Source organism: Streptomyces pathocidini, assembly GCF_001418495.1.
Classification (GTDB): domain Bacteria; phylum Actinomycetota; class Actinomycetes; order Streptomycetales; family Streptomycetaceae; genus Streptomyces; species Streptomyces pathocidini.
This window is the reverse complement of the sequence record NZ_LIQY01000229.1, coordinates 1-22,482: the sequence shown is the minus strand read 5'-3', so window position 1 is coordinate 22,482 and position 22,482 is coordinate 1. Positions and strand designations below refer to the sequence as shown.

The 22,482-nt window shown below is 73.4% G+C and carries 19 protein-coding genes and 1 tRNA gene; 12 read left to right on the top strand and 8 right to left on the bottom strand.

Going from position 1 to position 22,482, the window contains the following annotated elements:
- A partial coding sequence (locus AOK16_RS12765) for a DHA2 family efflux MFS transporter permease subunit (RefSeq protein WP_079101313.1) occupies window positions 1-1,554 on the bottom strand: 1,554 nt, incomplete at its 3' end.
- Window positions 1,555-1,889: 335 nt separating this feature from the next.
- On the opposite strand from AOK16_RS12765, the gene AOK16_RS12760 reads away from it, so the two are divergent.
- Entirely contained in the window at window positions 1,890-2,489 is a 600-nt protein-coding gene (locus AOK16_RS12760) for a TetR/AcrR family transcriptional regulator (protein WP_055472375.1), read from the top strand.
- A gap of 25 nt (window positions 2,490-2,514) precedes the next feature.
- Here AOK16_RS12760 and AOK16_RS12755 read toward each other — a convergent pair whose 3' ends face one another.
- Window positions 2,515-3,096, bottom strand: a complete 582-nt coding sequence (locus AOK16_RS12755; protein ID WP_055472374.1) for a TMEM165/GDT1 family protein — start codon at window positions 3,094-3,096, stop codon at window positions 2,515-2,517.
- Window positions 3,097-3,626: 530 nt separating this feature from the next.
- Here AOK16_RS12755 and AOK16_RS12750 point away from each other — a divergent pair.
- From AOK16_RS12750 to AOK16_RS12735, 4 genes are all read left to right on the top strand, one after another.
- A complete protein-coding gene (locus AOK16_RS12750; protein WP_055472373.1) occupies window positions 3,627-4,295 on the top strand; it encodes an HNH endonuclease family protein in 669 nt (222 codons plus the stop codon).
- Window positions 4,296-4,693: 398 nt separating this feature from the next.
- On the top strand, window positions 4,694-6,664 hold the full coding sequence (locus AOK16_RS12745) for an FAD/NAD(P)-binding protein (RefSeq protein WP_055472372.1): 1,971 nt from the start codon (window positions 4,694-4,696) through the stop codon (window positions 6,662-6,664).
- Window positions 6,665-6,719: 55 nt separating this feature from the next.
- On the top strand, window positions 6,720-7,181 hold the full coding sequence (locus AOK16_RS12740; protein ID WP_055472371.1) for a DoxX family protein: 462 nt from the start codon (window positions 6,720-6,722) through the stop codon (window positions 7,179-7,181).
- A gap of 194 nt (window positions 7,182-7,375) precedes the next feature.
- The gene (locus AOK16_RS12735) at window positions 7,376-8,074 is read left to right on the top strand and encodes a DedA family protein (protein ID WP_055472370.1); all 699 of its coding nucleotides are present in this window, start codon (window positions 7,376-7,378) and stop codon (window positions 8,072-8,074) included.
- A gap of 115 nt (window positions 8,075-8,189) precedes the next feature.
- Here the strand turns inward: AOK16_RS12735 and ku are convergent, their stop codons facing one another.
- Complete coding sequence (ku, locus tag AOK16_RS12730) at window positions 8,190-9,221, bottom strand: non-homologous end joining protein Ku (RefSeq protein WP_055472369.1); 1,032 nt, start codon at window positions 9,219-9,221, stop codon at window positions 8,190-8,192.
- Window positions 9,222-9,262: 41 nt separating this feature from the next.
- On the opposite strand from ku, the gene ligD reads away from it, so the two are divergent.
- From ligD to AOK16_RS12710, 4 genes are all read left to right on the top strand, one after another.
- Window positions 9,263-10,150 carry a non-homologous end-joining DNA ligase gene (ligD, locus tag AOK16_RS12725; RefSeq protein WP_055472368.1) on the top strand — a complete coding sequence of 296 codons (888 nt, stop codon included), beginning with the start codon at window positions 9,263-9,265 and terminating at the stop codon, window positions 10,148-10,150.
- Complete coding sequence (locus AOK16_RS12720; RefSeq protein ID WP_107098334.1) at window positions 10,147-11,043, top strand: ATP-dependent DNA ligase; 897 nt, start codon at window positions 10,147-10,149, stop codon at window positions 11,041-11,043. Before ligD ends, AOK16_RS12720 begins: the two co-directional genes overlap by 4 nt.
- A 98-nt stretch (window positions 11,044-11,141) precedes the next feature.
- Complete coding sequence (locus AOK16_RS12715) at window positions 11,142-11,864, top strand: L,D-transpeptidase family protein (RefSeq protein WP_055472367.1); 723 nt, start codon at window positions 11,142-11,144, stop codon at window positions 11,862-11,864.
- Between the two features lie 149 nt (window positions 11,865-12,013).
- On the top strand, window positions 12,014-13,867 hold the full coding sequence (locus AOK16_RS12710; RefSeq protein WP_240483539.1) for a glycoside hydrolase family 15 protein: 1,854 nt from the start codon (window positions 12,014-12,016) through the stop codon (window positions 13,865-13,867).
- A gap of 198 nt (window positions 13,868-14,065) precedes the next feature.
- On the opposite strand, the gene AOK16_RS12705 is transcribed toward AOK16_RS12710, so the two are convergent.
- Window positions 14,066-14,137: transfer RNA gene (locus AOK16_RS12705), tRNA-Val, on the bottom strand.
- 383 nt (window positions 14,138-14,520) lie between these two features.
- Between AOK16_RS12705 and AOK16_RS12700 the strand changes: the two genes are divergently transcribed.
- Together AOK16_RS12700 and AOK16_RS12695 are read left to right on the top strand one after the other, a co-directional pair.
- A complete protein-coding gene (locus AOK16_RS12700; protein WP_055472366.1) occupies window positions 14,521-15,831 on the top strand; it encodes a coiled-coil domain-containing protein in 1,311 nt (436 codons plus the stop codon).
- A gap of 9 nt (window positions 15,832-15,840) precedes the next feature.
- Entirely contained in the window at window positions 15,841-16,068 is a 228-nt protein-coding gene (locus AOK16_RS12695; RefSeq protein ID WP_079101312.1) for an FmdB family zinc ribbon protein, read from the top strand.
- Window positions 16,069-16,124: 56 nt separating this feature from the next.
- Here AOK16_RS12695 and AOK16_RS12690 read toward each other — a convergent pair whose 3' ends face one another.
- The 4 genes from AOK16_RS12690 to AOK16_RS12675 all read right to left on the bottom strand — a co-directional run bounded on the left by AOK16_RS12690 (window position 16,125) and on the right by AOK16_RS12675 (window position 21,502).
- Window positions 16,125-16,829, bottom strand: a complete 705-nt coding sequence (locus tag AOK16_RS12690; protein ID WP_079101309.1) for an O-methyltransferase — start codon at window positions 16,827-16,829, stop codon at window positions 16,125-16,127.
- Window positions 16,830-16,843: 14 nt separating this feature from the next.
- Window positions 16,844-17,656 carry an HAD family hydrolase gene (locus AOK16_RS12685; RefSeq protein WP_055472364.1) on the bottom strand — a complete coding sequence of 271 codons (813 nt, stop codon included), beginning with the start codon at window positions 17,654-17,656 and terminating at the stop codon, window positions 16,844-16,846.
- Window positions 17,653-20,280, bottom strand: a complete 2,628-nt coding sequence (locus AOK16_RS12680) for a phosphoribosyltransferase (protein WP_055472363.1) — start codon at window positions 20,278-20,280, stop codon at window positions 17,653-17,655. The genes AOK16_RS12685 and AOK16_RS12680 overlap by 4 nt, the downstream gene beginning before the upstream one ends.
- A 64-nt stretch (window positions 20,281-20,344) precedes the next feature.
- Entirely contained in the window at window positions 20,345-21,502 is a 1,158-nt protein-coding gene (locus AOK16_RS12675) for an HpcH/HpaI aldolase/citrate lyase family protein (RefSeq protein WP_055472362.1), read from the bottom strand.
- Between the two features lie 237 nt (window positions 21,503-21,739).
- On the opposite strand from AOK16_RS12675, the gene AOK16_RS12670 reads away from it, so the two are divergent.
- Window positions 21,740-22,482 (top strand): TerD family protein (locus AOK16_RS12670; protein WP_240483538.1); only part of this gene is annotated, 743 nt, incomplete at its 3' end.

Genomic DNA, 22,482 nt, shown 5'->3' with positions numbered 1-22,482 from the left:
CTCCTTCAGGAACCAGGCGAGGACGAACGCGAGCAGCGCGACCGGGGCCGCGTAGAGGAACACGTCGGTGATGGCCGACGCGTACGCGTGCAGGACCCGTCCCCGCAACACGGCCGGAAGCCCGGCGATGGTCCGCGGGTCGGACTCCAGGGCGCCCACGCTCAGCCCCGGCGGCAGCCGCTGCCCGGCGAGGGCGACGGACAGCTTGTCGTCCAGCCGCTCGGCGAAGACCGTCCCGAAGATCGCCACACCGAAGGCGCCACCGATCGAGCGGAAGAAGGTCGCCCCGGACGTGGCCACGCCCAGGTCCTGGTAGCGGACGGAGTTCTGCACGACCAGCACCAGCACCTGCATGACCAGGCCGAGCCCGAGCCCGAAGACGAAGAAGTACAGGCTCATCTCCAACGTGCTGCTGCGCTCGGTGAGCCGGTGCAGCAGGAGCAGGCCGATGAACGTGACGCCGGTGCCGATGACCGGGAAGACCTTCCACCGCCCCGTACGGCTGACGATCTGGCCGGATCCGATCGAGGAGATCAGCAGCCCGCCGACCATCGGCAGCATGTGCACGCCGGACATGGTCGGCGTGACCCCGTGCACGACCTGGAGGAACGTCGGCAGATAGGTCATCGCGCCGAACATCGCGAACCCGACGACGAAGCCGATGACCGAGCAGAGCGAGAAGGTCCGGATGCGGAACAGGCCGAGCGGGATGACGGGTTCGGACGCCCGCCGCTCGGCGGCGACGAACGCGGCGAGCAGGACGACTCCGAGGGCCGCGAGCGCGGCGACCTGCCAGGACCCCCACCCCCAGGTCGTGCCGCCGAGCGAGGCCAAGAGGACCAGGCAGGTGGCGACGGAGGCGATCAGGAACGTGCCCGCGTAGTCGATGCGGTGCGGGGTCTTCCGGGCGGGGATGCGGAGGACGGCGGCGATGACGGCGAGAGCCACGACACCGATGGGGAGGTTCACATAGAAGACCCAGCGCCAGCTGAGGTGCTGGGTGAACAGGCCGCCCAGCAGCGGCCCGAGCACGCTGCTCGCGCCGAAGACGACCCCGAACAGGCCCTGGTAGCGGCCGCGTTCCCGCGGCGACACGATGTCGCCGACGATCGCCATCGACAGCACCATCAGCCCGCCGCCGCCCAGCCCCTGGAGGGCGCGGAAGGCGATGAGCTCCGGCATGTTCCGGGCGAGGCCGCAGAGCACCGAGCCGATGAGGAAGAGGACGATGGCGCCCTGGTACAGCCTCTTGCGGCCGTACTGGTCGCCGAGCTTGCCCCAGAGCGGGGTGCCCGCGGTCGAGGCGAGCAGGTACGCGGTGACCACCCAGGAGAGGTGGTCCAGGCCGCCGAGGTCGCTGACGATGGTCGGCAGGGCGGTCGAGACGATCGTCTGGTCGAGCGCGGCCAGCAGCATCCCCAGGAGCAGGGCGCCCATCGCCACGAGGACACCGGCGCGGGGCCGATCGGGTACGGGCCCTCCCTCCGGCCCCGTGCCCTCCCCCGGCCCGGGGCCCGGTTCGGGGCTCCCTGCCGGTCGCGCGTCCTGCGCCATGGCACCTCCTCGGGCGGCCGGGGTTTCCAGCCGTAGCGGCGGGGGTTCCCATCCTCGGGCGATTTCGTCCGAGATGCCCGCCGAGGCCGTTCCCCGAGCGGGCGGTGCGAATCCGCCGAATCCACCGCCCTCACGGCTTGGCGGAGCCGCCTCTGCTTTGTATCGTTGAAGAACAAAGTGGTTCCGCCCGCGCACCCTGACCAGCGGGCGGAGCCGCTTGCCTCTTGCCCCCCGGGCGCGGCACGGCGAGCGATCCCCGCCTCGCGGGACTCGGGCAGCGCGGCGGCAACCGGGCGGGCGCGTTCAATGCGATCGCATGGTGAAAGCATGGGCGCATGCCGAAGAAGGTCGATCACCACGCCCGGCGCACCCTCATCGCCGACGCCCTGATGCGGGTCGCGGCCGACCGCGGACTGGAGGCCGTCAGCCTCCGGCACGTGGCGGCCGAGGCGGGGGTGTCGTCCGGGATGGTGCAGCACTACTTCCGCACCAAGGACGAGATGATGACCTTCGCCCTCGGCGTGGTCGGCGAGCGCATCCGGGCGCGGATCGAGCGCGGCCTCGCCGCCCTGGGCGAGGCATCCTCGATCCGCGCCCAAGTACGCGCCCTGCTGCTCCAGCTGCTGCCGCTGGACAAGACCCGGTGGGCCGAGGGGCGGGTGGCGCTCGCGTTCCTCGCCTACGCGGCGGGAAGGCCCTCGGTCGCAGCGAAGCCGGCCGAGGACGCGGCGCTGATGCGGGAGTTCGTGGCGGAGCGAATCCGTACGGCGCGGGCGGCGGGGGCGCCCGGCGGGGCGGAGCCGAGCCAGGCGGCCACCGCCCTCCTCGCGCTCGTGGACGGGCTCGGTCTGCAGATCCTCAGCGAGCACTGCCCGCCGGACCTGGCCGTGAGCGTCTTCGAGGACCGGCTGGACGCCCTGTTCGGGCGGGAGTGACCCGCGGGCACGCAGGGGCCTCGGTTTACGCCGCCACCGCCTCGTAGAGGCTGAACGCGCCGAGGGCCAGCATCAGGATCGCCGCGACCCTGGTGATCAGGCGCAGCGGCACGTACTTCATCAGCGTGCGCCCGCCCAGGATGCCGATCGCGGCGACCGCCCACAGGGCCAGGACCGCGCCGACGGCGACGGAGAGCGGGTCGTCGTAGCGGGCGGCGAGGTTGGCGGTCATGATCTGCGTGAGGTCGCCGAACTCGGCGACCAGGATGAGCATGAAGCCCGCGCCCGAGACCTTCCAGAAGCTCTGGTCGGCGGGGGTGCGGACCTCTTCCTCGCCGTCGCCCTTCTTGAACAGGAGCACCGCGGCGCCCCCCAGGAACAGGACTCCGACCACGGCCTGGAGCAGGCGGTGCGGGAGGAGGGTGAGGACGCTGCCCGCGGCGACCGCGAGCGCGACGTGCACGGCGAAGGCGGCGGCGACGCCCGCGAAGACGTACGAGGCGCGGTAGCGGGTGCCGAGCATCAGGCCCGCGAGGGCGGTCTTGTCCGGCAGCTCGGCCAGGAAGACGACGCCGAAGACGAGCGCGGTGACGGAGAGGCTGATCACGGGGTGGGTTTCCTCGATCGGTAGGGCCGGCCGTACCGAGAGACCTGGAGCCAGTACTTCAGGGGTCGCTTCGGCACGGCAGCGTCTGGACACTGCGGCCGAAGGTCTCGCTGGCGGATCCCCTGGGTAGAGGTGCCGCCTCCGGGCGCCGGCTCGGCTCGTAGGAGCTGAGCAGTATGTCGACGGTCCGGCGAAGAGCTACTCCCCTTCTGCTGCCGACCAGCGTACGCGAGCGGGCGACACGCCCACGAATGCGCCCGGTGTGACACTGCCCACCCGCCGGAGCCCCGGCCCCGCGCCGAGGATCCCTTGTCGCGCCGCCTCCCGCGCGCTACGGGTGCGCGCCGCCGCATGCGCGCACTGACGCGTCGTCAACTCCCTGCGGAATCGGCCCGGATCCCCGCACATCTCTTGATTCTGACGTGAGCATGTCGCCACGCTGTTACCTGCGGCCCACCCCACCGACACCCGGCGCCGCGAGGATGGCCGGGCTTCCGGGGCCAAACCCCCCACTCCTCGAAGGAGTTCACATGTTCCGTACGCGCACCATCACCGCGCGGCGCAGGGTCTACGCGCGTCGATCCGCCGTGTTCGCCGGGCTCTCGGCCCTGGTCGGGACCGTGGTCCTGAGCGGCCCCGCCGCCCAGGCCGCCCCGCCCACGCCGCCGAGCGCGGCCACCGCCCGCAGCTATCTGAGCGAGCTCACCGTCCGGGCGGAAGGTTCCTCCGACGGCTACAGCCGGGACCTGTTCCCGCACTGGATCACCCAGAGCGGCGCCTGCAACACGCGAGAGGTGGTACTCAAGCGCGACGGCACGAACGTCCAGCAGGACTCCAGCTGCGCGGCCGTCAGCGGCAGTTGGTACTCCCCGTACGACGGCGCGACCTGGACGGCCGCCTCCGACGTGGACATCGACCACGTCGTGCCGCTGGCCGAGGCGTGGACCTCCGGCGCGAGCGGCTGGACCACCGCCGAGCGCCAGTCCTTCGCCAACGACCTCACGCGCGCCCAGCTGATCGCCGTGACCGACAACGTCAACCAGTCGAAGAGCGACCGGGACCCGGCCGAGTGGCTGCCGCCGTCCAGTGGCTACCACTGCATGTACGCGCGGATGTGGGTGCAGGTCAAGCACGTGTACGACCTGACGGTCGATTCGGCCGAGAAGTCGGCGCTGAGCGGGATCCTGAGCGGCTGCTGACCCGCTCGGGCGCGATGCCGGGGCGGTCGGTCGAGGCGTTCCGCAGGTCCGCCCCTCGGGCGGCCGCCCCGGCTGGGTCGGCCTTCGCGCGGGACCTCGCATGAGGGGCGGGCCTATCGGCCGCCCATGCCGGTCAGGGTGACGCCCCGCACGAAGGTCTTCTGCGCGAAGAAGAAGAGGATCCTGCCGGGGTGGCACAAGGGGTCGCGCAACATCCTTGCAAAGACATCCGATGTGACCCCGGTCCGAGGCTCTCCCCGACCCACCCCGGCACACCGCCCGTCCGCGTGATCCACGCCACAGCGAAGGCGGTTCGTCCGATACCGGGTTCGAGGGCAGTGGGGCGAGCGGCATGATGGGGCGTCGCTTGTGCCTCAGATGCCCCGGGAGAAACAGCCTTGGCCGGAGAGCCCCACGCCATAGCCGTCGTCGGCGCCGGCCCCCGCGGGACGAGCGTGCTGGAGCGGATCTGCGCCTCGGCTCCCGAACTCCTGCCCGCGGGCGCCCGGCTGGCCGTGCACGTGGTGGACCCGTCCCCGCCGGGCCCCGGCCGCGTCTGGCGCACCGCGCAGCCGCCGGAGCTGCTGATGAACACGGTCGCTTCCCAAGTCACCCTGTTCACCGACGCCAGCGTGGAGTGCGAGGGCCCGATCCGGCCGGGCCCCAGCCTGTACGAGTGGGCCGCCGCGGGCGAGTGGTCCACCGCGAGCGACCGGGCCGCGGAGCCGCCCGGCCCCGACGACTACCCGAGCCGGGCCTTCTACGGCCACTACCTGGAGTGGGTCTTCCGGAAGATCGTGGCGGAGGCGCCCGAGAACGTGAACGTACGCGCCCACGCCTCCCGCGCCGTACGCCTGGAGGAGCGGGCCGGGGGCGAACAGGTGCTGACCCTGGAGGACGGCGGCGAGATACCGGGCCTGGCCGCCGTCGTGCTGGCCCAGGGCCACCTGCCCGCCGTCCCCGGCGCCACCGAGGAGCGCTTCTCCTCGTACGCCGCCGAACACGGCCTGCGGCACTACGCGCCCGCCAACCCCGCGGACCTGGACCTGGACCCGGTCGCCCCCGGCGAGCCGGTCCTGCTGCGCGGCCTCGGCCTCAACTTCTTCGACCATCTGGCCCTGTTGACGACCGGCCGCGGCGGGCGGTTCACCACCGCACCCGACGGCTCGCCCCGGTACGTGCCGTCCGGCCGCGAGCCGCGGCTCCACGCCGGATCGCGGCGCGGCGTCCCGTACCACGCGCGCGGGGACAACGAGAAGGGCGCGTGCGGCCGGCACGAGCCGCTGCTCCTCACCCCGGCGGCCATCGCGGAGTTCCGCGCCCGCGCGGACGCGGGCGAGTTCCCCGACTTCCGCGCCGAGGTGTGGCCGCTGGTCGCCAAGGAGGTCGAGACCGTCTACTACGACGCCCTCCTCACCGCCCGCTGCACCCCGGGCGACACCGGCGCCCACACCCCGTACGACTTCCGCAAGCCCTACCTCGACGCGCCGTACGGCAGCCCCGAAGAGGCCGCCGTGCTCGATGAGTTCGGGATCGCCCCGGGGGATCGCTGGTCCTGGGAGGAGACCGAACGCCCGCACCGCGGCCGGGAGTTCACAGGTCCCGCGGACTTCCGCCGATGGCTGCTCGCGCACCTGCGGCGGGACGCGGACCACGCCCGGCTCGGCAACGTAACGGGGCCGGTCAAGGCGGCGCTCGACGTACTGCGGGACCTGCGCAACGAGCTGCGCCAAGTCGTGGACCACGCCGGCCTGTCGGGCCGCTCGCGCCGCGACCACCTGGACCGCTGGTACACCCCGCTCAACGCATTCCTGTCCATCGGCCCGCCGCGCCGCCGCATCGAGGAACTGGTGGCCCTGGTCGAGGCCGGGGTCCTGGACGTGCTGGGGCCGGGCCTTGAGGTCCGGCTCGGCGGCCCCGGCGGCGAGCGCGGCTTCACGGCCCACTCCCCCGCCGTGCCCGGCTCCGAGACCACCGTCACGACGCTGATCGAGGCCCGGCTCCCGGAGCCGGACCTGCGGCGGACCGGCGACCCGCTGCTGGCCCGCCTCCTGAAGACCGGCGCCTGCCGCCCCCACCGAGCCGACGGCTACGAGACGGGCGGCCTCGACGTGACCCCCAGCCCGTACCGCCTGGTCGACGCCGAAGGGCGCGCCCATCCGCGCCGGTTCGCGATCGGGGTGCCGACCGAGGGGGTGCACTGGGTCACGGCCGCGGGCGCCCGCCCCGGCGTCAACTCGGTCACCCTCGCCGACACCGACGCGGTGGCCCGGGCCGCCCTGCGCGCGGCACCGCCCGTCGCCCCGGCCGATCCGCTGTCCGATTCGGCATCCCCCACGGCGAAGATTGAACTTGCAAGCATTGATTAGGGTTCCCTAACCTGGGGTGCTCATCGGTTCGTCCCCAACCGAAGGAGCAACCCCGATGTCCTCCCCCACGCCCCCCGCGGCCCGCGTGGCAGGCGCGCAGCCGTACGCGCTCGGCCTGTTCCGCATCGTCATGGGCCTGCTCTTCGCCTGCCACGGCGCGTCCTCGCTCTTCGGCGTCCTCGGCGGCGCCATGGGCAGCGGCGGCACCATCCCCACGGGCACGTGGCCCGGCTGGTACGCGGCGCTGATCCAGCTCGTCGGCGGCGCGCTGGTCATGCTCGGCCTGGGCACCCGGGCCGCCGCGCTCGTCAGCTCCGGCTCGATGGCGTACGCGTACTTCTCCGTCCATCAGGGCGAGGCCCTGTGGCCGCTGCAGAACGGCGGCGAACCCTCCGCGATGTACGCCTGGTCGTTCCTACTGCTGGTCTTCACCGGGCCGGGCGCCTGGGCGGCCGACCGGCTCTTCGGCGCCGAGCGCCGCGAGTCGTCCCTGGCCAAGGAGCGGGTCAGCGCCTAACTGGCCCGGAGAACCGCCTGGTTGGGCGGTGAACTCCCGGCGAACTCCATCCGGCCGGGGCGTGAGAGGGACACGAACGCCCTTCTCCGACCCGGCGGATCTCCCGGCCCTCCGCAAGCGTACGCTGTACAGCTGTCATGCCTCCCCTGCCGCTACCGCGACGTCGCGAAGGGGGTCCGGGACAGGGAGAAACGTTGCTGGAGAGTCTGCAGCTCGACAACCTGGGCGCGTGGGCCGTCACCCCGTGGATCTACGTGATCGTGGCGGCCTCCGTCCTGCTGGACGTCTTCCTGCCCGTGCTGCCCAGCGGCGTGCTGGTGATCGCCGCGGCCACCGCCGCGGCGGCGGGCACCCGGAGCGCGGCGGACGCGGTCGGTGACGCCGTCGGCTCGGCGGGCGCCGCGACGGCGGCGACGGCGGCCGGAGCCGCACAGGGCGACGTGCCCGACATCCTCGTCCTGGTCCTGTGCGCCGCCACGGCCTCCTGTCTCGGCGACCTGGTCGCGTACCGGCTCGCCTGGCGCGGCGGGCACCGCCTCGACCGCGCCATCGCCCGCTCCCGCCGGCTGACCCGCGCCCAGGCGCGGCTCGGCTCCGCGCTGACCCGGGGCGGCGGGGCACTGGTCCTGGTCGCCCGGTTCGCGCCCGCGGGGCGTTCGGTGGTCAGCCTCGGCGCCGGGGCGATGCACCGCCGGGCCGCCGAGTTCGTGCCGTGGTCGGCGCTCGCGGGGCTCGCCTGGGCCGGGTACAGCGTCAGCCTCGGGTACTTCGGCGGGCAGCTGCTGGGGGCGACGTGGCTGGGCACGGCGGTCTCGGTGGCCGCACTGTTCGCCGCCGGGGTCGTGGCGGGGGCGGCGCTGCGGCGACCGCACCGCGGCGAGCAGCCGACCTGAGCACGTACTCCACAACCAGGCCCCCGCGGCCCGTCCGGCACCACCCTCGGTTTTGTCTAACGGGCTTGATTCCGCAAGCCCGTTAGACAATCAAGCAATGGGGTCCTGAACTCCCTTACGAGGCACGCTTCTTGGCCGCCGTCTTCTTCGCCGGGGCCTTCTTCGCCGTCGACTTCGCGGTCGACTTCGCCGTCGTCGACTTCTTCGCCGTGGTCTTGCGGGCCGGGGCCTTCTTCGCGGCCGCCTTCTTCGTCCCCGCCGACTTCGCCGCTCCCGACTTCACCGCCGGCTTCGCCGCCGTCTTCTGGGCGGCCCGCGCCGGAGGCTTCGCCGCGCGCATCTGCGTGACCTCCGCGCCTTCGCCTTCCTCCCGGCCCTCCTGGACCGCCTTGACGCTCTTCTCCAGCGCGGCCATCAGGTCGATCACCCGGCCCCCGCCCTCGGGCCGTACGCCGGCGGGCTCCGGCTCGGTGCCCTCCAGCTTGGCCGCGACCAGGGCCTCGACGGCCTCGCGGTACTCGTCGTGCAGCTCCTCGATGTCCAGCTCGCCGAGGGTGGCCATGAGGGTGTCGGCGAGGTCGAGTTCGGCGTCGCGCACTTTCACGTTGGTGTCGGGGGCGACCCCGACCGGCTGTCGGATCTCGTCCGGCCACAGCATCGTGTGCATCGCGAGGGCGTCGTCGACGACCCGGACCATGCCGAGGGTCTCGCGGCCGCGCAGCGCGAGCTTGGCGACGGCGACCTTCTCGCTGCGGTTGAGGGCCTCGCGCAGCAGCACGTACGGCTTGGCGGCGCCGGAGCCGTCGGCGGCGAGGTAGTAGGAGCGGTCAAGCTGGAGCGGGTCGATGCTGTCGGCGGGGACGAAGGCCAGGATGTCGATGGTCTTGGCGGTCGGCAGCGGCAGCGACTCCAGGTCCTCGTCCGTGAGCTGGACCATGGTGCCGTCCGGGGCCTCGAAGGCCTTGGTGATCTCCTCGTTCGGCACCTCCTGGTCCTCCAGCTCGCACACCTTGCGGTAGCGGATGCGGCCGCCGTCGGAGGCGTGCACCTGGCGGAAGGAGACCGAGTGGCTCTCGGTGGCCCCGAACACCTTGATGGGGATGTTGACCAGGCCGAAGGAAATAGATCCCTTCCAGATGGATCGCATGATTCATCCCCTTTCATCCCCATACGTGGGATTCTCATGGTATGTCGCAGCTGACCGAGGTGGAGGGGCGCCGACTGGCGCTGAGCAACCTGGACAAGGTGCTCTACCCCAGCGGCTTCACCAAGGCCGAGATGCTGCACTACTACGCCACCACGGCCCCCTTCCTCCTCCCCCACCTCCGGGACCGGCCGCTGTCCTTCTACCGCTATCCGGACGGTTCCGAGGGCGAGCACTTCTTCGCGAAAAACCTGCCCCTCGGCACCCCCGACTGGGTGAGGACGGCCGTCGTACCGCGCTCGGGTGCGGGCGAGACCGGGCGGCACGTGCTGGTCCAGGACCTGCCGACGCTGATGTGGGCGGCCAACCTGGTCACCGAGTTCCACACCCCGCAGTGGAAGGCGGCCGACCCGGGCCTGGCCGACCGGCTCGTCTTCGACCTCGACCCCGGCCCGCCCGCGACGATCGTGGAGTGCTGCGCGGTGGCCCGCTGGCTGCGCGAGCGGCTCGCGGCGGACGGGCTCGAACTCCTCGCCAAGACCAGCGGCTCCAAGGGCCTGCACATCCTGGCCGCGCTGGAACCCGTACCGTCCGAGCGGGTCACCGCGTACGCGAAGGGGCTGGCCATCGAGGCCGAGCGGGCGCTGGGCGGGCTCGTGGTGCACCGGATGGCGCGCAAGCTGCGGCCGGGGAAGGTGTTCGTGGACTGGAGCCAGAACACCGCCGCGAAGACCACCGCGACCCCGTACACACTGCGCGCCCGGCCGACGCCGACCGTCTCCGCGCCCGTGACCTGGGACGAGGTCGAGGGGTGCGGGGACCCCGCCGAACTCGCCTTCGTGGTGGGCGACATGGCCGAGCGCCTGGCGGCCCGCGGCGACCTGCTGGCGCCGCTCCTGGAACCCGGCGGGGCCCTGCCCGGTACGCCATGAGCACCCGGCTGCGCCCTCCGGTGCGGGTCGCGCTGGCCCGCTCGGTGGACGTGCTGCCGCGCGGCGGCCCGTACGCGTACGAGCCGAAGTTCGACGGGCACCGCCTCGTCGTCCTCCGCACCGCCGCCGGGGTCCTGCTCCAGGCCCGCTCCGGCCGCATGGTCGCCGACTCCTTCCCCGACCTGGCGCGGGCGGCCCGGGCGCTGCCCGAGGGCACGGTGCTGGACGGCGAGGTGGTGGTGTGGACGGGCGGGCGCACCGACTTCGCCGCCGTGCAGAAGCGGGCGATGGCCGGGCGCGCCCGGGCCGCCGCCCTGGCGCGTGAACTCCCCGCCTCCTACGCGGCGTTCGACCTGCTGGCTACCGGCTCCGCCGACCTGCGGCGGCTGCCGTACGAGCGGCGGCGGGCCGCCTTGGTCGAGCTGCTGGCCCCGCTGGGGCCGCCGCTCCAGCCGGTACCGATGACGACCGATCCGGACACAGCCGAGGCCTGGTTCGCGTCGCTGCGGGAGGTCGGGGTGGAGGGGCTGGTCGCCAAGCGGCTGGACCACCCGTACCGGGGCGGGCGGCGCGAGTGGCAGAAGCTGCGGCACTCGGAGACGCGGGACGCGGTGGTGGTCGGCTTCACCGGTCCGCGCGCGCGGCCGCGCACCCTGGTCCTGGTCCTGCCGGGCGACGACGAGCCGGTCGTCTCGGGGCGCCTGGGCCCGCATCTCCAGCTCCGGCTGGCGGAGGCGCTGCGGGAGTCGGCGGCCGCCCCCGAAACGGGCCGGCTGACGACCTCCGACGGCACGGTCTACACGCCCGTCCCGCCCGACCTGTCGGTGGAGGTCCAGCAGACGGCGGTACGGAACCCGGTCACCACGGTCGTACGGCTACGGGGGCCGGATTAGGACGTTCGGCGCAGCCGCGTTCGGCGCAGCCATGTTCAGCCCGGTCCGCCCCGGGAGATACATGACGGGAACTCAGACACCTCCCCGGGAGGCCGAACATGGCGGGCACCCCCACGCGTATCGCCCTGGCCGCCGCGCTCGCCGCGGGCGTCCTGCTCGGCAGCGGGGCCGATGCGCCGGCCGCCCAGGCCGGGCCGCTGCCCGAGCGGATGGCGCGCACCGGCGGCGGCAGCCAGTTGATCACCGCCGAGGCCCCGTCCACCGCCTCCACCCACGGCACGGTGACCTGGTGGCAGCGGAGGAACGGGCGGTGGGTGAAGGCCGGCTCCAGCCCGGCGCGGTTCGGCGCGGGCGGTCTCACCGAGGGCCGCGGCCGCAGGCAGGGCACCTCGACCACCCCGACGGGGTTGTACGGCCTGCCGTACGCGTTCGGCACCGCCGCCGCGCCCGCCGGGACCTCCGTCGCGTACCGCAGGGTCACGGCCCGCTCCTGGTGGTGCCAGGACAACGGGTCGGCGTCCTACAACCGGTGGGTCGCGCCGCTGCCCCGCGACTGCTCGGCGCGCGACGCCGAGCGCCTGTCCGCGTACCCCACGCAGTACGCCCGCGCGCTGGTGATCGGCTACAACTACGCGCGGCCGGTCCGGGGCCGGGGCGCGGGCATCTTTCTGCACGTCAACGGGCGAGGGGCCACCGCGGGCTGCGTGTCCGTACCGGCGGCGGCGATGGCGCGGATCCTGGCCTGGGTGGCGCCGTCGGCCCGGCCGCACATCGCCATCGGGACGGCGGACCGGGGGCCGACGGCGATCACCCGCTACTGACCGTGCCCATACTGACCGGCCCCAACGCCGCCTCGGGGCCTCCACCCGTACGCCGGCGCGCCATCCCGCTTAGGCTGAAACCGGATCCTCCAGGACGTACCGGATCTTCCCGGGCACTTCCGAACGGCAGGGAGGCCGATGTGAGCACCGTGTCCAGCACAACAGGGGGCCACGACCTCGGGTACCTGACCGGCGGTCCCCGCTACCTCCCGGTCGCCGAGCACGGCCTCATCGGCGATCTGCGCACCTCGGCGCTGGTCGGCACGGACGGCACGATCGACTGGTACTGCTGCCCCCGCTTCGACGCGCCCAGCGTCTTCGCCTCGATCCTGGACGCGGACAAGGGCGGCTCCTTCGAGCTGGCCGCGGACGTCCCGGCCCGCACCAAGCAGTTCTACTTCCCCGACACCAACGTCCTGATCACCCGCTTCTTCGCGGACGGCGGCGTCGGCGAGATCCAGGACTTCATGCCGATCGTGGACACCGAGGACTCCCGCGAGGTCGACCGGCACCGGCTGATCCGGCGGGTGGTGTGCGTACGCGGCTCGCTCCCGTTCCGCGCGCGGGTGGCGCCCCGGTTCGAGTACGGCGCGCAGCCGCACACCGCGCGCCTGGCCGCCCGGGACCGCGTCGTCTTCGAGTGCCCCTCGCTCTCGCTCTCCCTGACCTCCAGCGTCCCGGTCGAGGTCCAGGGGCAGGACGCCTGGTCGCTGTTCAAGCTGCACGAGGGCGAGGTCGCGGTGTTCGCGCTCGACCGGGCCGGCGGCGAGCTGGCGCCCCGGCCCTGCGCCCTGGCCGACGCGGAGGAGCTGTTCGACGCGACCGTGCGCTACTGGCGGGGCTGGCTGCACCGCTCCCGCTACCGCGGCCGCTGGCGCGAAATGGTGCACCGCTCGGCGCTCACCCTGAAGCTCCTCACCTACGCCCCGACGGGCGCCATCGTCGCCGCGCCGACCACGAGCCTGCCGGAGCAGATCGGCGGCGAGCGGAACTGGGACTACCGCTACGTCTGGATCCGCGACGCCGCGTTCTGCGTGTACGCCCTGCTCAGGCTGGGCTTCACCGAGGAAGCCCAGGCCTTCATGCGGTTCCTGTCCGACCGCGTGGTCCTGCGGGACTGCGCGGCGGAGGGCCCGCTGCAGATCATGTACGGCATCGACGGCCGCGCCGAGCTGCCCGAGCGCGAACTGCCGCACCTGGAGGGCTACTTGGGCTCCGCGCCCGTACGGGTCGGCAACGACGCCAGCGGCCAGCTCCAGCTGGACATCTACGGCGCGCTCCTCGACTCCTTCTACCTCTACGACAAGTGGGGCGAGCCCATCTCCAGCGCCCACTGGGACACCATCAGCGAACTGGTCGACTGGGTCTGCGAGAACTGGAACCAGCCCGACGAGGGCATCTGGGAGACCCGCGGCGGGCGCAAGAACTTCCTCTACTCGCGGCTGATGTGCTGGGTGGCCATCGAGCGGGCCATGCGCATGGCCACCCACCGCGGGCTGCCCGCCGACCTCGTCCACTGGCGGCAGGTCCGCGACCGGATCTACCGGCAGATCATGGACCGTGGCTGGTCGGCCGAGCGGAGCGCGTTCGTCCAGCACGAGGACGACAGCGTGCTGGACGCCTCCCTGCTGATGATGCCGCTGGCGAAGTTCATCTCCCCCACCGACCCCAAGTGGCTCTCCACGCTCGACGCGCTCGGCGAGGAGCTGGTCTCCGACTCGCTGGTCTACCGCTACGACCCGCAGGCCAGCCCCGACGGGCTGCGCGGCGAGGAGGGCACGTTCTCGATCTGCTCGTTCTGGTACGTCGAGGCGCTGGCCCGGGCCGGCCGGGTGCCCGAGGCACGGCTCGCCTTCGAGAAGATGCTCACGTACGCCAACCACCTCGGCCTGTACGCGGAGGAGATCGGCCCGACCGGCGAGCAGCACGGCAACTTCCCGCAGGCCTTCACGCATCTCGCGCTGATCAGCGCGGCCTTCAACCTGGACAAGGCACTGGGCTGAGGCGACCGGACCGATGCGGGCGGGCCGAGGCGCTGGGCCGGGGCCGTCGAGGCCGTTGAGGGCGTGTGGCGTCCAGGAGTGGCGGAGAGGGGGCCGGTGGTGGGCCTGATCGGTGGTGGGCCTGATACCGCCGGGCCAGGACGGAAAGCGATGAACGACCACGGCCCCGCCGGGTGGGCGGGGCCGCGATGGTGAGGGTGGGTGCAGACGGGTTCGAACCGCCGACATCCGCCTTGTAAGGGCGGCGCTCTACCGCTGAGCTATGCACCCGGGGGACGAGCAGACAGATTACATGGCGCCCGGGGCTCGGCCGCAAACCGATCGCCGCGAACCGATCCGCGAACCGTGCAAACCGATCTGCGCACCGTTCGCCGCAAGCCGATCGCTCGAACCGTGAACTGATCGGGCACTTATCGGGCCGTGTGTTCGTCATCACCAGGTGGGAGAATGTCTCCGGGTTTTCGGGGGGCTCCGGGCTCACCGGGCGCGGGGCGTCCGGGGCGGACACGGCACGGGAGAGGGATGTGACGGCGACACACGCGCAGCCGTACGGGCAGAGGGCACGCGGCCGTCGCGTCGGACCGTCGCAGCGGGCCGGATCCGGCCCACCAGGACTCGACCGGGCGGGGTTCGGCCGCGCAGGGCGGGATCTCGTGGCACTCATCGCGCTGCCGCTGGTGCTCGCCGTCGCCGCCGCGCCCGCCTCCTTCGCCGGTGGGGGCACACGCCGCTGGTGGGGCCGCGGGGAGAGCCAGCGGGCGGACGCGCAGGCCGCCAAGGACGCAGCCGCCGCGGCGTTCTACGAGCTGGACTCCGCGCAGCGCGAACTGCGGATCACGCTAGAGACGATCACAGCCGCCGACGGCTCCCCCGCCGCCCGCAGGGCCGCCGAGGACTTCGGCGCGCTGGGGCAGCGCATCGACCAGGCCAGCCACGACTACATCACCGCCGTCGACTCCCACGACCTCGACCGCGACGACCTCGACGCCTCCGCCGCGGCCCGTGCCCGTACGGATCTGGCACGCGCCAAGGGCGAGTTGGACCGGGTCAAGGGCGAGCTCGACCGGTTCGCGCAGGGGCTCGGGCCGCTGCTGGAGCAGGCCGAGCACCAGCTGGCCCGGCTCGCTCCGGCCGTCGAGCGCGCCCGCCAGGCACTGCTCGCGGCGACCGGCGCCCTCGACGCCGTACGGGCCCAGGGCCTGCGCGCCGACGACCTGGCCGGGCGGCTCGCGGCGCTCGGCCCCGAGCTGACCAAGCTCAACCAGGGCGCGGGCCGGCACGGCGTCCACGAGACACTGCGGCGCGCGGACGAGGTGCTGCGCAAGGCCGAGGCCGTACGCAGCGAGGCCGAGCGGCTGCCGGAGCGCGCCGCGGAGATGGACCGGCGGCTGGTCTCGCTGCGCACCCGCGCGCAGGCGCTGACCACCCGGGCCGCCGGGGTCGAGCCGGTGCTCAGCGAGCTGCGCCGACGGTTCTCCGCGGCCTGCTGGCAGGACCTGCAGCCCGTGCCGGACCAGGCAGCGCGGGCCGTCGCGCAGGCCGAGGAGAAACTGAAGGAGGCCCGGGCCGCCCGCAAGGAGCAGCGCTGGCCGGACGCGACCGCGCTGCTCGGCACGGTCCGGGCGCTGCTGAACACCACGGACGAGGCCGTCTCAGCGGCGGGCGACCGGCTGCGGCGGCTCAACGAGGTCTCCTTCGACCCGTCGAAGGAGACCGAGCGGACCCGGTTCGCGATCCGGGACGCCCAGCGGCTCGCGATGGACGGACGCAGCACCCCCGACCCGCGCCACGCCCGCCCGCTCGACGACTCGGTCGCCCGGCTGGAGCGCGCCGTCGCGGGGCTGGAGGGCCGCCACCCCGACTACTGGCACTTCCTCACCGAGAACGAGGCCGTACGGCAGACGGTCGCCCGGGTGGTCGGCGAGATCCGCGAGGAGCGGGCCACGGGGGGCGGCGGCCGTTAACCTGTGGCCATGCCCCGTTACGAGTACCGCTGCCGGCCCTGCGGCACCACCTTCGAGCTGAGCCGCCCGATGGCCGAGTCCGCCGCGCCGGCCTCCTGCCCGGAGGGGCACGAGGACACCGTCAAGCTGCTGTCGACCGTCGCGGTGGGCGGCAGCGCGGCCGGGCCGGGCGCCGCATCCGCCCCTGCCCCGGCCTCCGGTGGCGGCGGCTGCTGCGGTGGCGGCTGCTGCGGCTGACGCCTCCGCGCGGCGCTCGGGGCCGGGCCGCCGCCCCGGCCCGCCCCCGGCCGACCTCAGCGCTTGCGGGCCAGCGTCAGCCCGTCCGCGACCGTGATCATCACCGACTCCGTGCGGCCGTCCGCCACCACGTGGTCGTTGAACGCCCGGATCGCCGCGACCTGACCGGTCGCGGCCGCGTCCGGCACCCGGCCGTCCTGGAAGACGTTGTCCGCCACGAGCAGCCCGCCCTGCCGCATCCTCGGCACCAACTCCTCCCAGTACGCGATGTAGTTCTCCTTGTCCGCGTCCAGGAACACCAGGTCGATGTGCGGTTCCTCCGGCATGGCGCGCACGGTGTCCAGCGCCGGGCCGATCCGCAGCTCGATCCGGTCCGCGACCCCGGCCTCGGCCCACGCCTCGCGCCCGTACGCCGTCCACTCCTCGGAGACGTCGCACGCGATCAACCGGCCGCCGGCGGGCAGCGCTTGGGCCATCGACAGCGCCGACAGGCCGGTGAACGTGCCGAGCTCGACCACGTGCCGCGCTCCGGTCAGCCGGACCAGGAACGCCAGCAGCGGCGCCTGGTCCTCGGCGACCTGCATGACCGCGGAGCCGGGCAGTTGGGCACGCGTGGTCTCCACGAGCGCGCTCTGCACGGCGTCGAGCGGCGGGTTGTGCGCGAGCACGTACTCGTACAGCTCGGGCGTGATCGGGGCACCCTTGGGGTGGCGGGGGCCGGGCGTGCCGGACGGGTTGGATGCGCTGTGTGTGTCGGCCATGCGGCCATCCTGGCTCAGCGGGCGGCGGCCCGCAGCATGGCCCGGAGGATCTCCTCCCCCGCGGCGACCCCGCGCTCGGCGAGACCGTCGACATGCGCCACCGACCAGCCGGTTTCGGCCAGTTCGCCGTGTCCGGGGCGCCAGCCGCGGTCCGCGGCCATCAGCAGGTCGGCGTCCAGCAGCGAGTCGCCCGCGGCCAGCACCTCCGAGGCGCCGGTGCGGCGCGCGACCTCGGTGACGGCCGCGCTCTTGGTGAGCGGCCCCGGCACCGCGTAGACCTTGCGGCCCTGGAGCGAGACCGTCCAGCCCCGCTCCGCGGCCCAGCCCGCGAGGTCCTTGACCCAGGCCTCCGGGAGGAGGGCACGGTCGACCACGAGGTACGCGAACAGGTCCTCGGCGACCCGCTCCTTGAGCAGCCAGGCCGGGTCGGCGGACCGTACGAGGTGCTCGCGGACCTCGGCCAGCGGGGCGCAGCCCGCGGAGAGCGCTTCCCGCACCCGGCCGTGCCAGTCGGGGTCGGAAACCCCGTCGACGAGCAGGTGCCCGCCGTTGGCGCAGATCGCGTACGGCGCGGGCGGACCGGGCAGGCGGATGCGGCCGTACTGCTCGCGGGTACGAGTCGTCGTCGGCACGAACACCGCGGCGCGCGCCAGCTCCTCCAGCAGTCCGGCCGCCGCCTCGGTCACATACGAGAGCGGGCGGCGCTCGTAGACCTCGACGCACAGCAGCCGGGGCGCCAGCGCGTCCGGCATGTCCAGGGCAAGGGCGCCCTCGGAGTAGATAAGGGTGCGGTCGAGGTCGCTCGCGACCACCACGGGCCCGGTCATCCGGCCGTCACCGCCCTGCCGTCGGCGCCGGTCGCACCGCGCGTGAACCGCGGGTGGATGAGCCCGACGCAGGAGTACGGCAGGTCGTCGACCTCCTCGACCGGCACGCCGCGCTGCTCGGCCAGCAGCCGTATGTGGTCAAGGTCGCGGCCCACCCCGCGCCGCGCGAGGATCCGCCAGGGGACGCGGCGCAGCAGCACGCGTGTGGTCTCACCGACGCCCGGCTTGACGAGGTTCATGTCGTGGATGCCGTACTCCTCGCTGATCCGCTCGACCGCCGCCCACCCCTCCCAGGTGGGCGTCCGGTCGGCCGCCAGGAGTTCCTTGGCGTCGAGGGCCACGTCCTCCGCGACCTCGGCGAAGCGGGCGGCGATGGTGTCGAGGAAGTGGCGCGAGACGTCGGAACCGGCCAGCTCGCGGTAGAACTTCGCGCCGTGGAAGTCGTCCGGCCCGACCAGGTCGGCGCGCAGGACCGTACGGGATATCAGCCCGGAGACGGTGGAGTTGAGGCACGCGGAGGGGATGAGGAAGTCCTCGCGGGTGCCGTAGGTGCGGACGCAGCCGCCGGGGTCGGCGAGCACCGCGATCTCCGGGTCGAAGCCGGGGAAGTCGGCGACGGCGTCGGCCAGTTCGCGGGTGATCGCGCCCTTGCCCGTCCAGCCGTCGACGAACACGACGTCGGCCGGGTCGTGGTGGTCGGCGAGCCAGCGCAGGGCGGTGGTGTCGATGCCCCGGCCGCGGACGATGGAGATCGCGTAGTGCGGAAGGTCCAGGCCGTGCGCGAACCGGGCCCAGCGGCGCATGAGGACGCCCACGGGGGTGCCGGCACGGGCCAGCGACACGAGGACGGGCCGCCGGCCGTCTCCCCGTCCGCCGAGTGGTCCGCCCCGTTCGGCGAGGACGGTCTCGGTGACGGTGCCCACGGCCCGCGCGATCCGGACGGCCGAGGTGTCCAGCGCGACGCGGAACAGGTCCTGGTACTGGGCGGTGGGCTGGTACTCGACCGGCAGGGATTCGGCGTAGTGCGCGCCACCCTTCTGGATGGCCTCCTCGCGCTCCTCGGTCGGGGCCTCCAACTCGGCCTCGGAGAGGTCCTGGAGGAGCCAGCCGACCTCGTCGGGGTCGTAGGAGGAGAACGCGGGCCCGCGCAGCGGCTCGGGAAGGGCGGCGGCCGTACGGGCTGAAGCCGTACGGGCGGAGGGGGTACGGGCTGAGGGCTGTGGCGGCGTGTGCCGCCGGGCCGGGGTATGGCTGGGGACGACGGCGAGCAGGACGCGGCCGGTGTGCGGCGCGAGGCACGCCAGGAGGCCCTCCGGGGCGTGGAGTCGGGGCGTGTCGGCGGTGGAGTCGACCACCGCGACGATCGCGTCGAAGCCGGGCTCGCCGGCCCCCGGCGCGACGTTGTACGCGTACCGCTCGCCGGGGCCGTCCGCGGGGTCGTCGTGCGCAGAGAAGGCGAGGCGGGTGCGGATCGCGTACCCGGGGTCGTCGACGGCCAGCACGGGCGACCGCGTCGTGGTCGAGAACCGCACCTCCGCGTCTACCAACTCCTCCAGCGCGTGCGCGAGCCGCAGCGGCGCGTACATCAACTCCTCGAAACCGAGGACCAGTACGCGCCGCCCGGCGTCCACGCTGTCGCCCGCGCCCTTGGACGCGGCACCCGCGCCCGTACCACCGCCCCGGAGTGCGTCGGCGACCCGTGCCGCCATGCCCGGGAGCGCCGCCTCCAGAACGGCCCGGTGCGCGGGCGTGAAGCCGTGCCGCCCCCCGTCGGGCAGGCCTTCCGGCCAGCCGAGCTCGACACGCTCTCCTGCCACGGCACCCGCCGGCTCCCTCCCGGACCCGCCGCCCGAGCCGTGAACGTCTGCGTCGCACCCCCCGACCGCGCCGGCGTCACCGCTCCCGCCGCCGCCCGCCGCGGCAGCGACCTCGTGCTCGCGCACGAGCCGCTGGCCGCGCGCGAGCACATCCGGCGGCAGCCGCACGGTGCCCGCCACCATCGTCACCAGGTCGACGCGCGCGCCGAGTTCGGCCGCGAACTCGGCCAGGCGCGACCGGTCCTCCTCCGAGCGCATGTCGGCCAGGGCCACGATCACATAGCGCTCACGCGGGAAGCGCGCGTGCAGGGAGCGAATCGTGTTGAGGACGGTGTTGCCGGTGGAGAACTCGTCGTCCACCAGCACCAGCGGCCCGTCGCCCGTCAGCAGCTCCGGGTCCTCCGGCAGCAGCAGATGCGAGGTGGCGTGGCTGTGGGACTCCTCGAAGCCGCCCGCCGGTTCGACACCGGCCACCGGCCGCCGCGTCGAGTGCAGATACGGGGCGAGCGCCAGGCCGTCCGCGACGCTGTGCCCCAGGCCCGTGGCCGTCTCCGCATAGCCCAGGACGACCGCTCGGGCCGCCGCCTCCTCGCCCAGCAGCTCTCGCACCCGCTCGCCGAGGCGCAGACCGGCCCCGTAGACCGTCTCCGGCCGCTGCGGCACGTGCTTGCCCAGGACGTTGGACACAAGGAGGTGGGCTCGCTTCTTGTTGCGCCGCAGGGCGAGCCCGAGCAGCGAGGTCAGCCGCTCGTCGCCGCCGAGCGCGACGCCCAGCCGGTCCGCGACCCATCGCCCCGACCACACCATGTCCTGCCACCCAACTCTCGTACGGTCCCTGTCGGTTCGGTCCGGCTCCTCCGGCCCGGCCGGTTCACGGCAGTCCCGCCGCGAGCAGTTCGACGAAGCTGACGTCCTCGCGGGCCACCCCGAAGACCTCGGCCCGCCGCAGCGTGCGCTCGGCCCACGCCCGGTGCGGCTTCACCTCGTTCATCTTGTTGGCGGCAGCGGAACGCATCACTCCGCCCCCGTACCGCTCCGGTTTCAGGATGTCCTCCGCGTCCATGAACTCCTCGTGGCTGACCACGGAGAGCGCGTGCACCGGCGTGACATGGGAGGGGTGTATGCAGGTCTTGCCCTGGAGGCCGTTGGCGCGGTCGAGTTCGATCTCCCGCAGCAGGCCGTCCATGTCGTGCTCGATGAGCGCGGCGCGCAGCTTCTCGGCGCGCCCGGTGAACGGGCTGCGCCGCAGCTGCGGCTTGAACATCCGCTCCTGGACACGGAAGTACTCCCAGACCGGCCCGGTCACGGTGAAGCCCGTGCCGTCCGCGCGCCCCAGCGTGTTGACCACGTCGGCTATGACCGAAGCCACGATCTGGACGTCGTACGCGGTCATGTCCGGCGCCCGGCGCAGCCCGTACGCGGAGCAGAAGTCGGTGACCCCGAGCCGCAGCGCCAGGACGCGGTCACGGTACTTGTCGACGGTCCGCCTGATCCCGCCGAGCGTCTCGGCCCGGCTCTCCAGGTGCAGCAGCTCGGGCGATTCGAGGACGGGCATCGCGTAGAGGGGGCGGCCCGCGGCGGCCTCGGCGGCGGTCAGGGACTCCAGGAAGGGAACCCCGCGCTCCTCGGTGAACTTGGGCAGCACGAATCCGGACAGCAGGTCCACGGCCGGGCCGAGGCGGCCGGCCAGGTCCGGGATCTGCCGGGGCTCGCGGACCCGTACGAAGAGCAGCGGCAGATCGCCGCCGCCGCGGTGGAGGTCAGCGAACTGCCGGACCAGGTTCTCCTCGGCGGCCGCCACCTCGGCGTCGTCGATGGAGTCCTCCAGGCACAGCACCATGGACACGACACCGCGGGCGGCCTGCTTGCGCACGTCCTCGGCCAGCCGGGGGCGGGTGGCTGGGCTGTAGAGCGTGGCGCCGAGGGCGACCGCGAGCAGCGCGCCGGGCGCGTCCGCGGAGAACTCGGCCGGTTCGCGATGGAACAGGCCCTTCCGGACTTCGGGCGGAACGTACCCGAAATGGCGCATGAGACCCCCGTGCTGGCAACTCCGTGGTGACTGGATGTGCATGATCTGGCTGGTAAGAGTACGTACGGACCGGGGTCAAAAGTTCCCCAAGCCCGTGAAATTCAGGTAACCCGTCTGCGTCGGGCAGTCGCCGCCCCTCAGAGAGCCGCTGCCACCTGGGCGGGAGTGGCCGAGGAAGCGCCCCGGGCACGCCCCCGCGTTGTCGGGGCGATCACCGGGAGGGCAGGATTACGTGCCATGACGCACGCGATGCTGAAGGGCTCGAACATCCCGCTGGAGGCCGCCGCCGTACGCGCCGTGCTGCGCTGGACCCCGGGCCCGGACGTACCGGACATCGATGCCTCGGCCCTGCTGATCGGGCTCGAGGGGCGCGTGCGCTCGGACGAGGACTTCGTCTTCTACAACCAGCCCCGGCACCCCTCGGGCCTGGTCCGCCACCTGGCGAAGCAGCGGGTCGCGGAGCGCCTGACGGACGCGGTCGAGGCCGACCTCGGCGCACTGGACCCCTCCGTGGACCGCGTGGTGCTCGCGGCCTCCTCGGACGGCGGCGCGTTCGGTCTCGTCCGCGACCTGTGCGTGCTGCTGTACGACGCGGGCCCGGCCGCCGGGGACGCCGAGCCGATCGCGACCTTCGCCGTGCACCCCGAGACGGGCGAGGAGTCCGCGCTGATCTGCGGCGAGTTCTACCGCCGCGGCGAGGCCTGGAAGTTCCGCGCCCTCGGCCAGGGGTACGAGACCGGGCTGATGGGTCTGGCCACGGAGTTCGGCGTCTCGGTGGACGAGTCGGACACCGCGGATCCGGCCGGGTCCGCGGCGGACTGGCCCGCCCCGGTGCAGGAGCCCCAGCAGCCCCAGCAGCCCCCTGCGGAGCCGGAGTACCAGCCCGAGCCACAGCAGCCTCCTGCGACCCAGCAGTCACAACAGCCCCATGCGACACAGCAGCCGACCCAGCCGGGGCCCTCCTACCCGCCGCCCCCGCG

Excerpts from the sequence above, each read along its gene's own strand:
- AOK16_RS12760 (WP_055472375.1), top strand. The coding sequence starts at position 1,890 with ATGCCGAAGAAGGTCGATCACCACGCCCGGCGCACCCTCATCGCCGAC.
- AOK16_RS12750 (WP_055472373.1), top strand. The coding sequence starts at position 3,627 with ATGTTCCGTACGCGCACCATCACCGCGCGGCGCAGGGTCTACGCGCGT.
- AOK16_RS12740 (WP_055472371.1), top strand. The coding sequence starts at position 6,720 with ATGTCCTCCCCCACGCCCCCCGCGGCCCGCGTGGCAGGCGCGCAGCCG.
- ku (WP_055472369.1), bottom strand. The coding sequence starts at position 9,221 with ATGCGATCCATCTGGAAGGGATCTATTTCCTTCGGCCTGGTCAACATC.
- ligD (WP_055472368.1), top strand. The coding sequence starts at position 9,263 with ATGTCGCAGCTGACCGAGGTGGAGGGGCGCCGACTGGCGCTGAGCAAC.
- AOK16_RS12720 (WP_107098334.1), top strand. The coding sequence starts at position 10,147 with ATGAGCACCCGGCTGCGCCCTCCGGTGCGGGTCGCGCTGGCCCGCTCG.
- AOK16_RS12715 (WP_055472367.1), top strand. The coding sequence starts at position 11,142 with ATGGCGGGCACCCCCACGCGTATCGCCCTGGCCGCCGCGCTCGCCGCG.
- AOK16_RS12695 (WP_079101312.1), top strand. The coding sequence starts at position 15,841 with ATGCCCCGTTACGAGTACCGCTGCCGGCCCTGCGGCACCACCTTCGAG.
- AOK16_RS12690 (WP_079101309.1), bottom strand. The coding sequence starts at position 16,829 with ATGGCCGACACACACAGCGCATCCAACCCGTCCGGCACGCCCGGCCCC.
- AOK16_RS12685 (WP_055472364.1), bottom strand. The coding sequence starts at position 17,656 with ATGACCGGGCCCGTGGTGGTCGCGAGCGACCTCGACCGCACCCTTATC.
- AOK16_RS12680 (WP_055472363.1), bottom strand. The coding sequence starts at position 20,280 with ATGGTGTGGTCGGGGCGATGGGTCGCGGACCGGCTGGGCGTCGCGCTC.
- AOK16_RS12675 (WP_055472362.1), bottom strand. The coding sequence starts at position 21,502 with ATGCGCCATTTCGGGTACGTTCCGCCCGAAGTCCGGAAGGGCCTGTTC.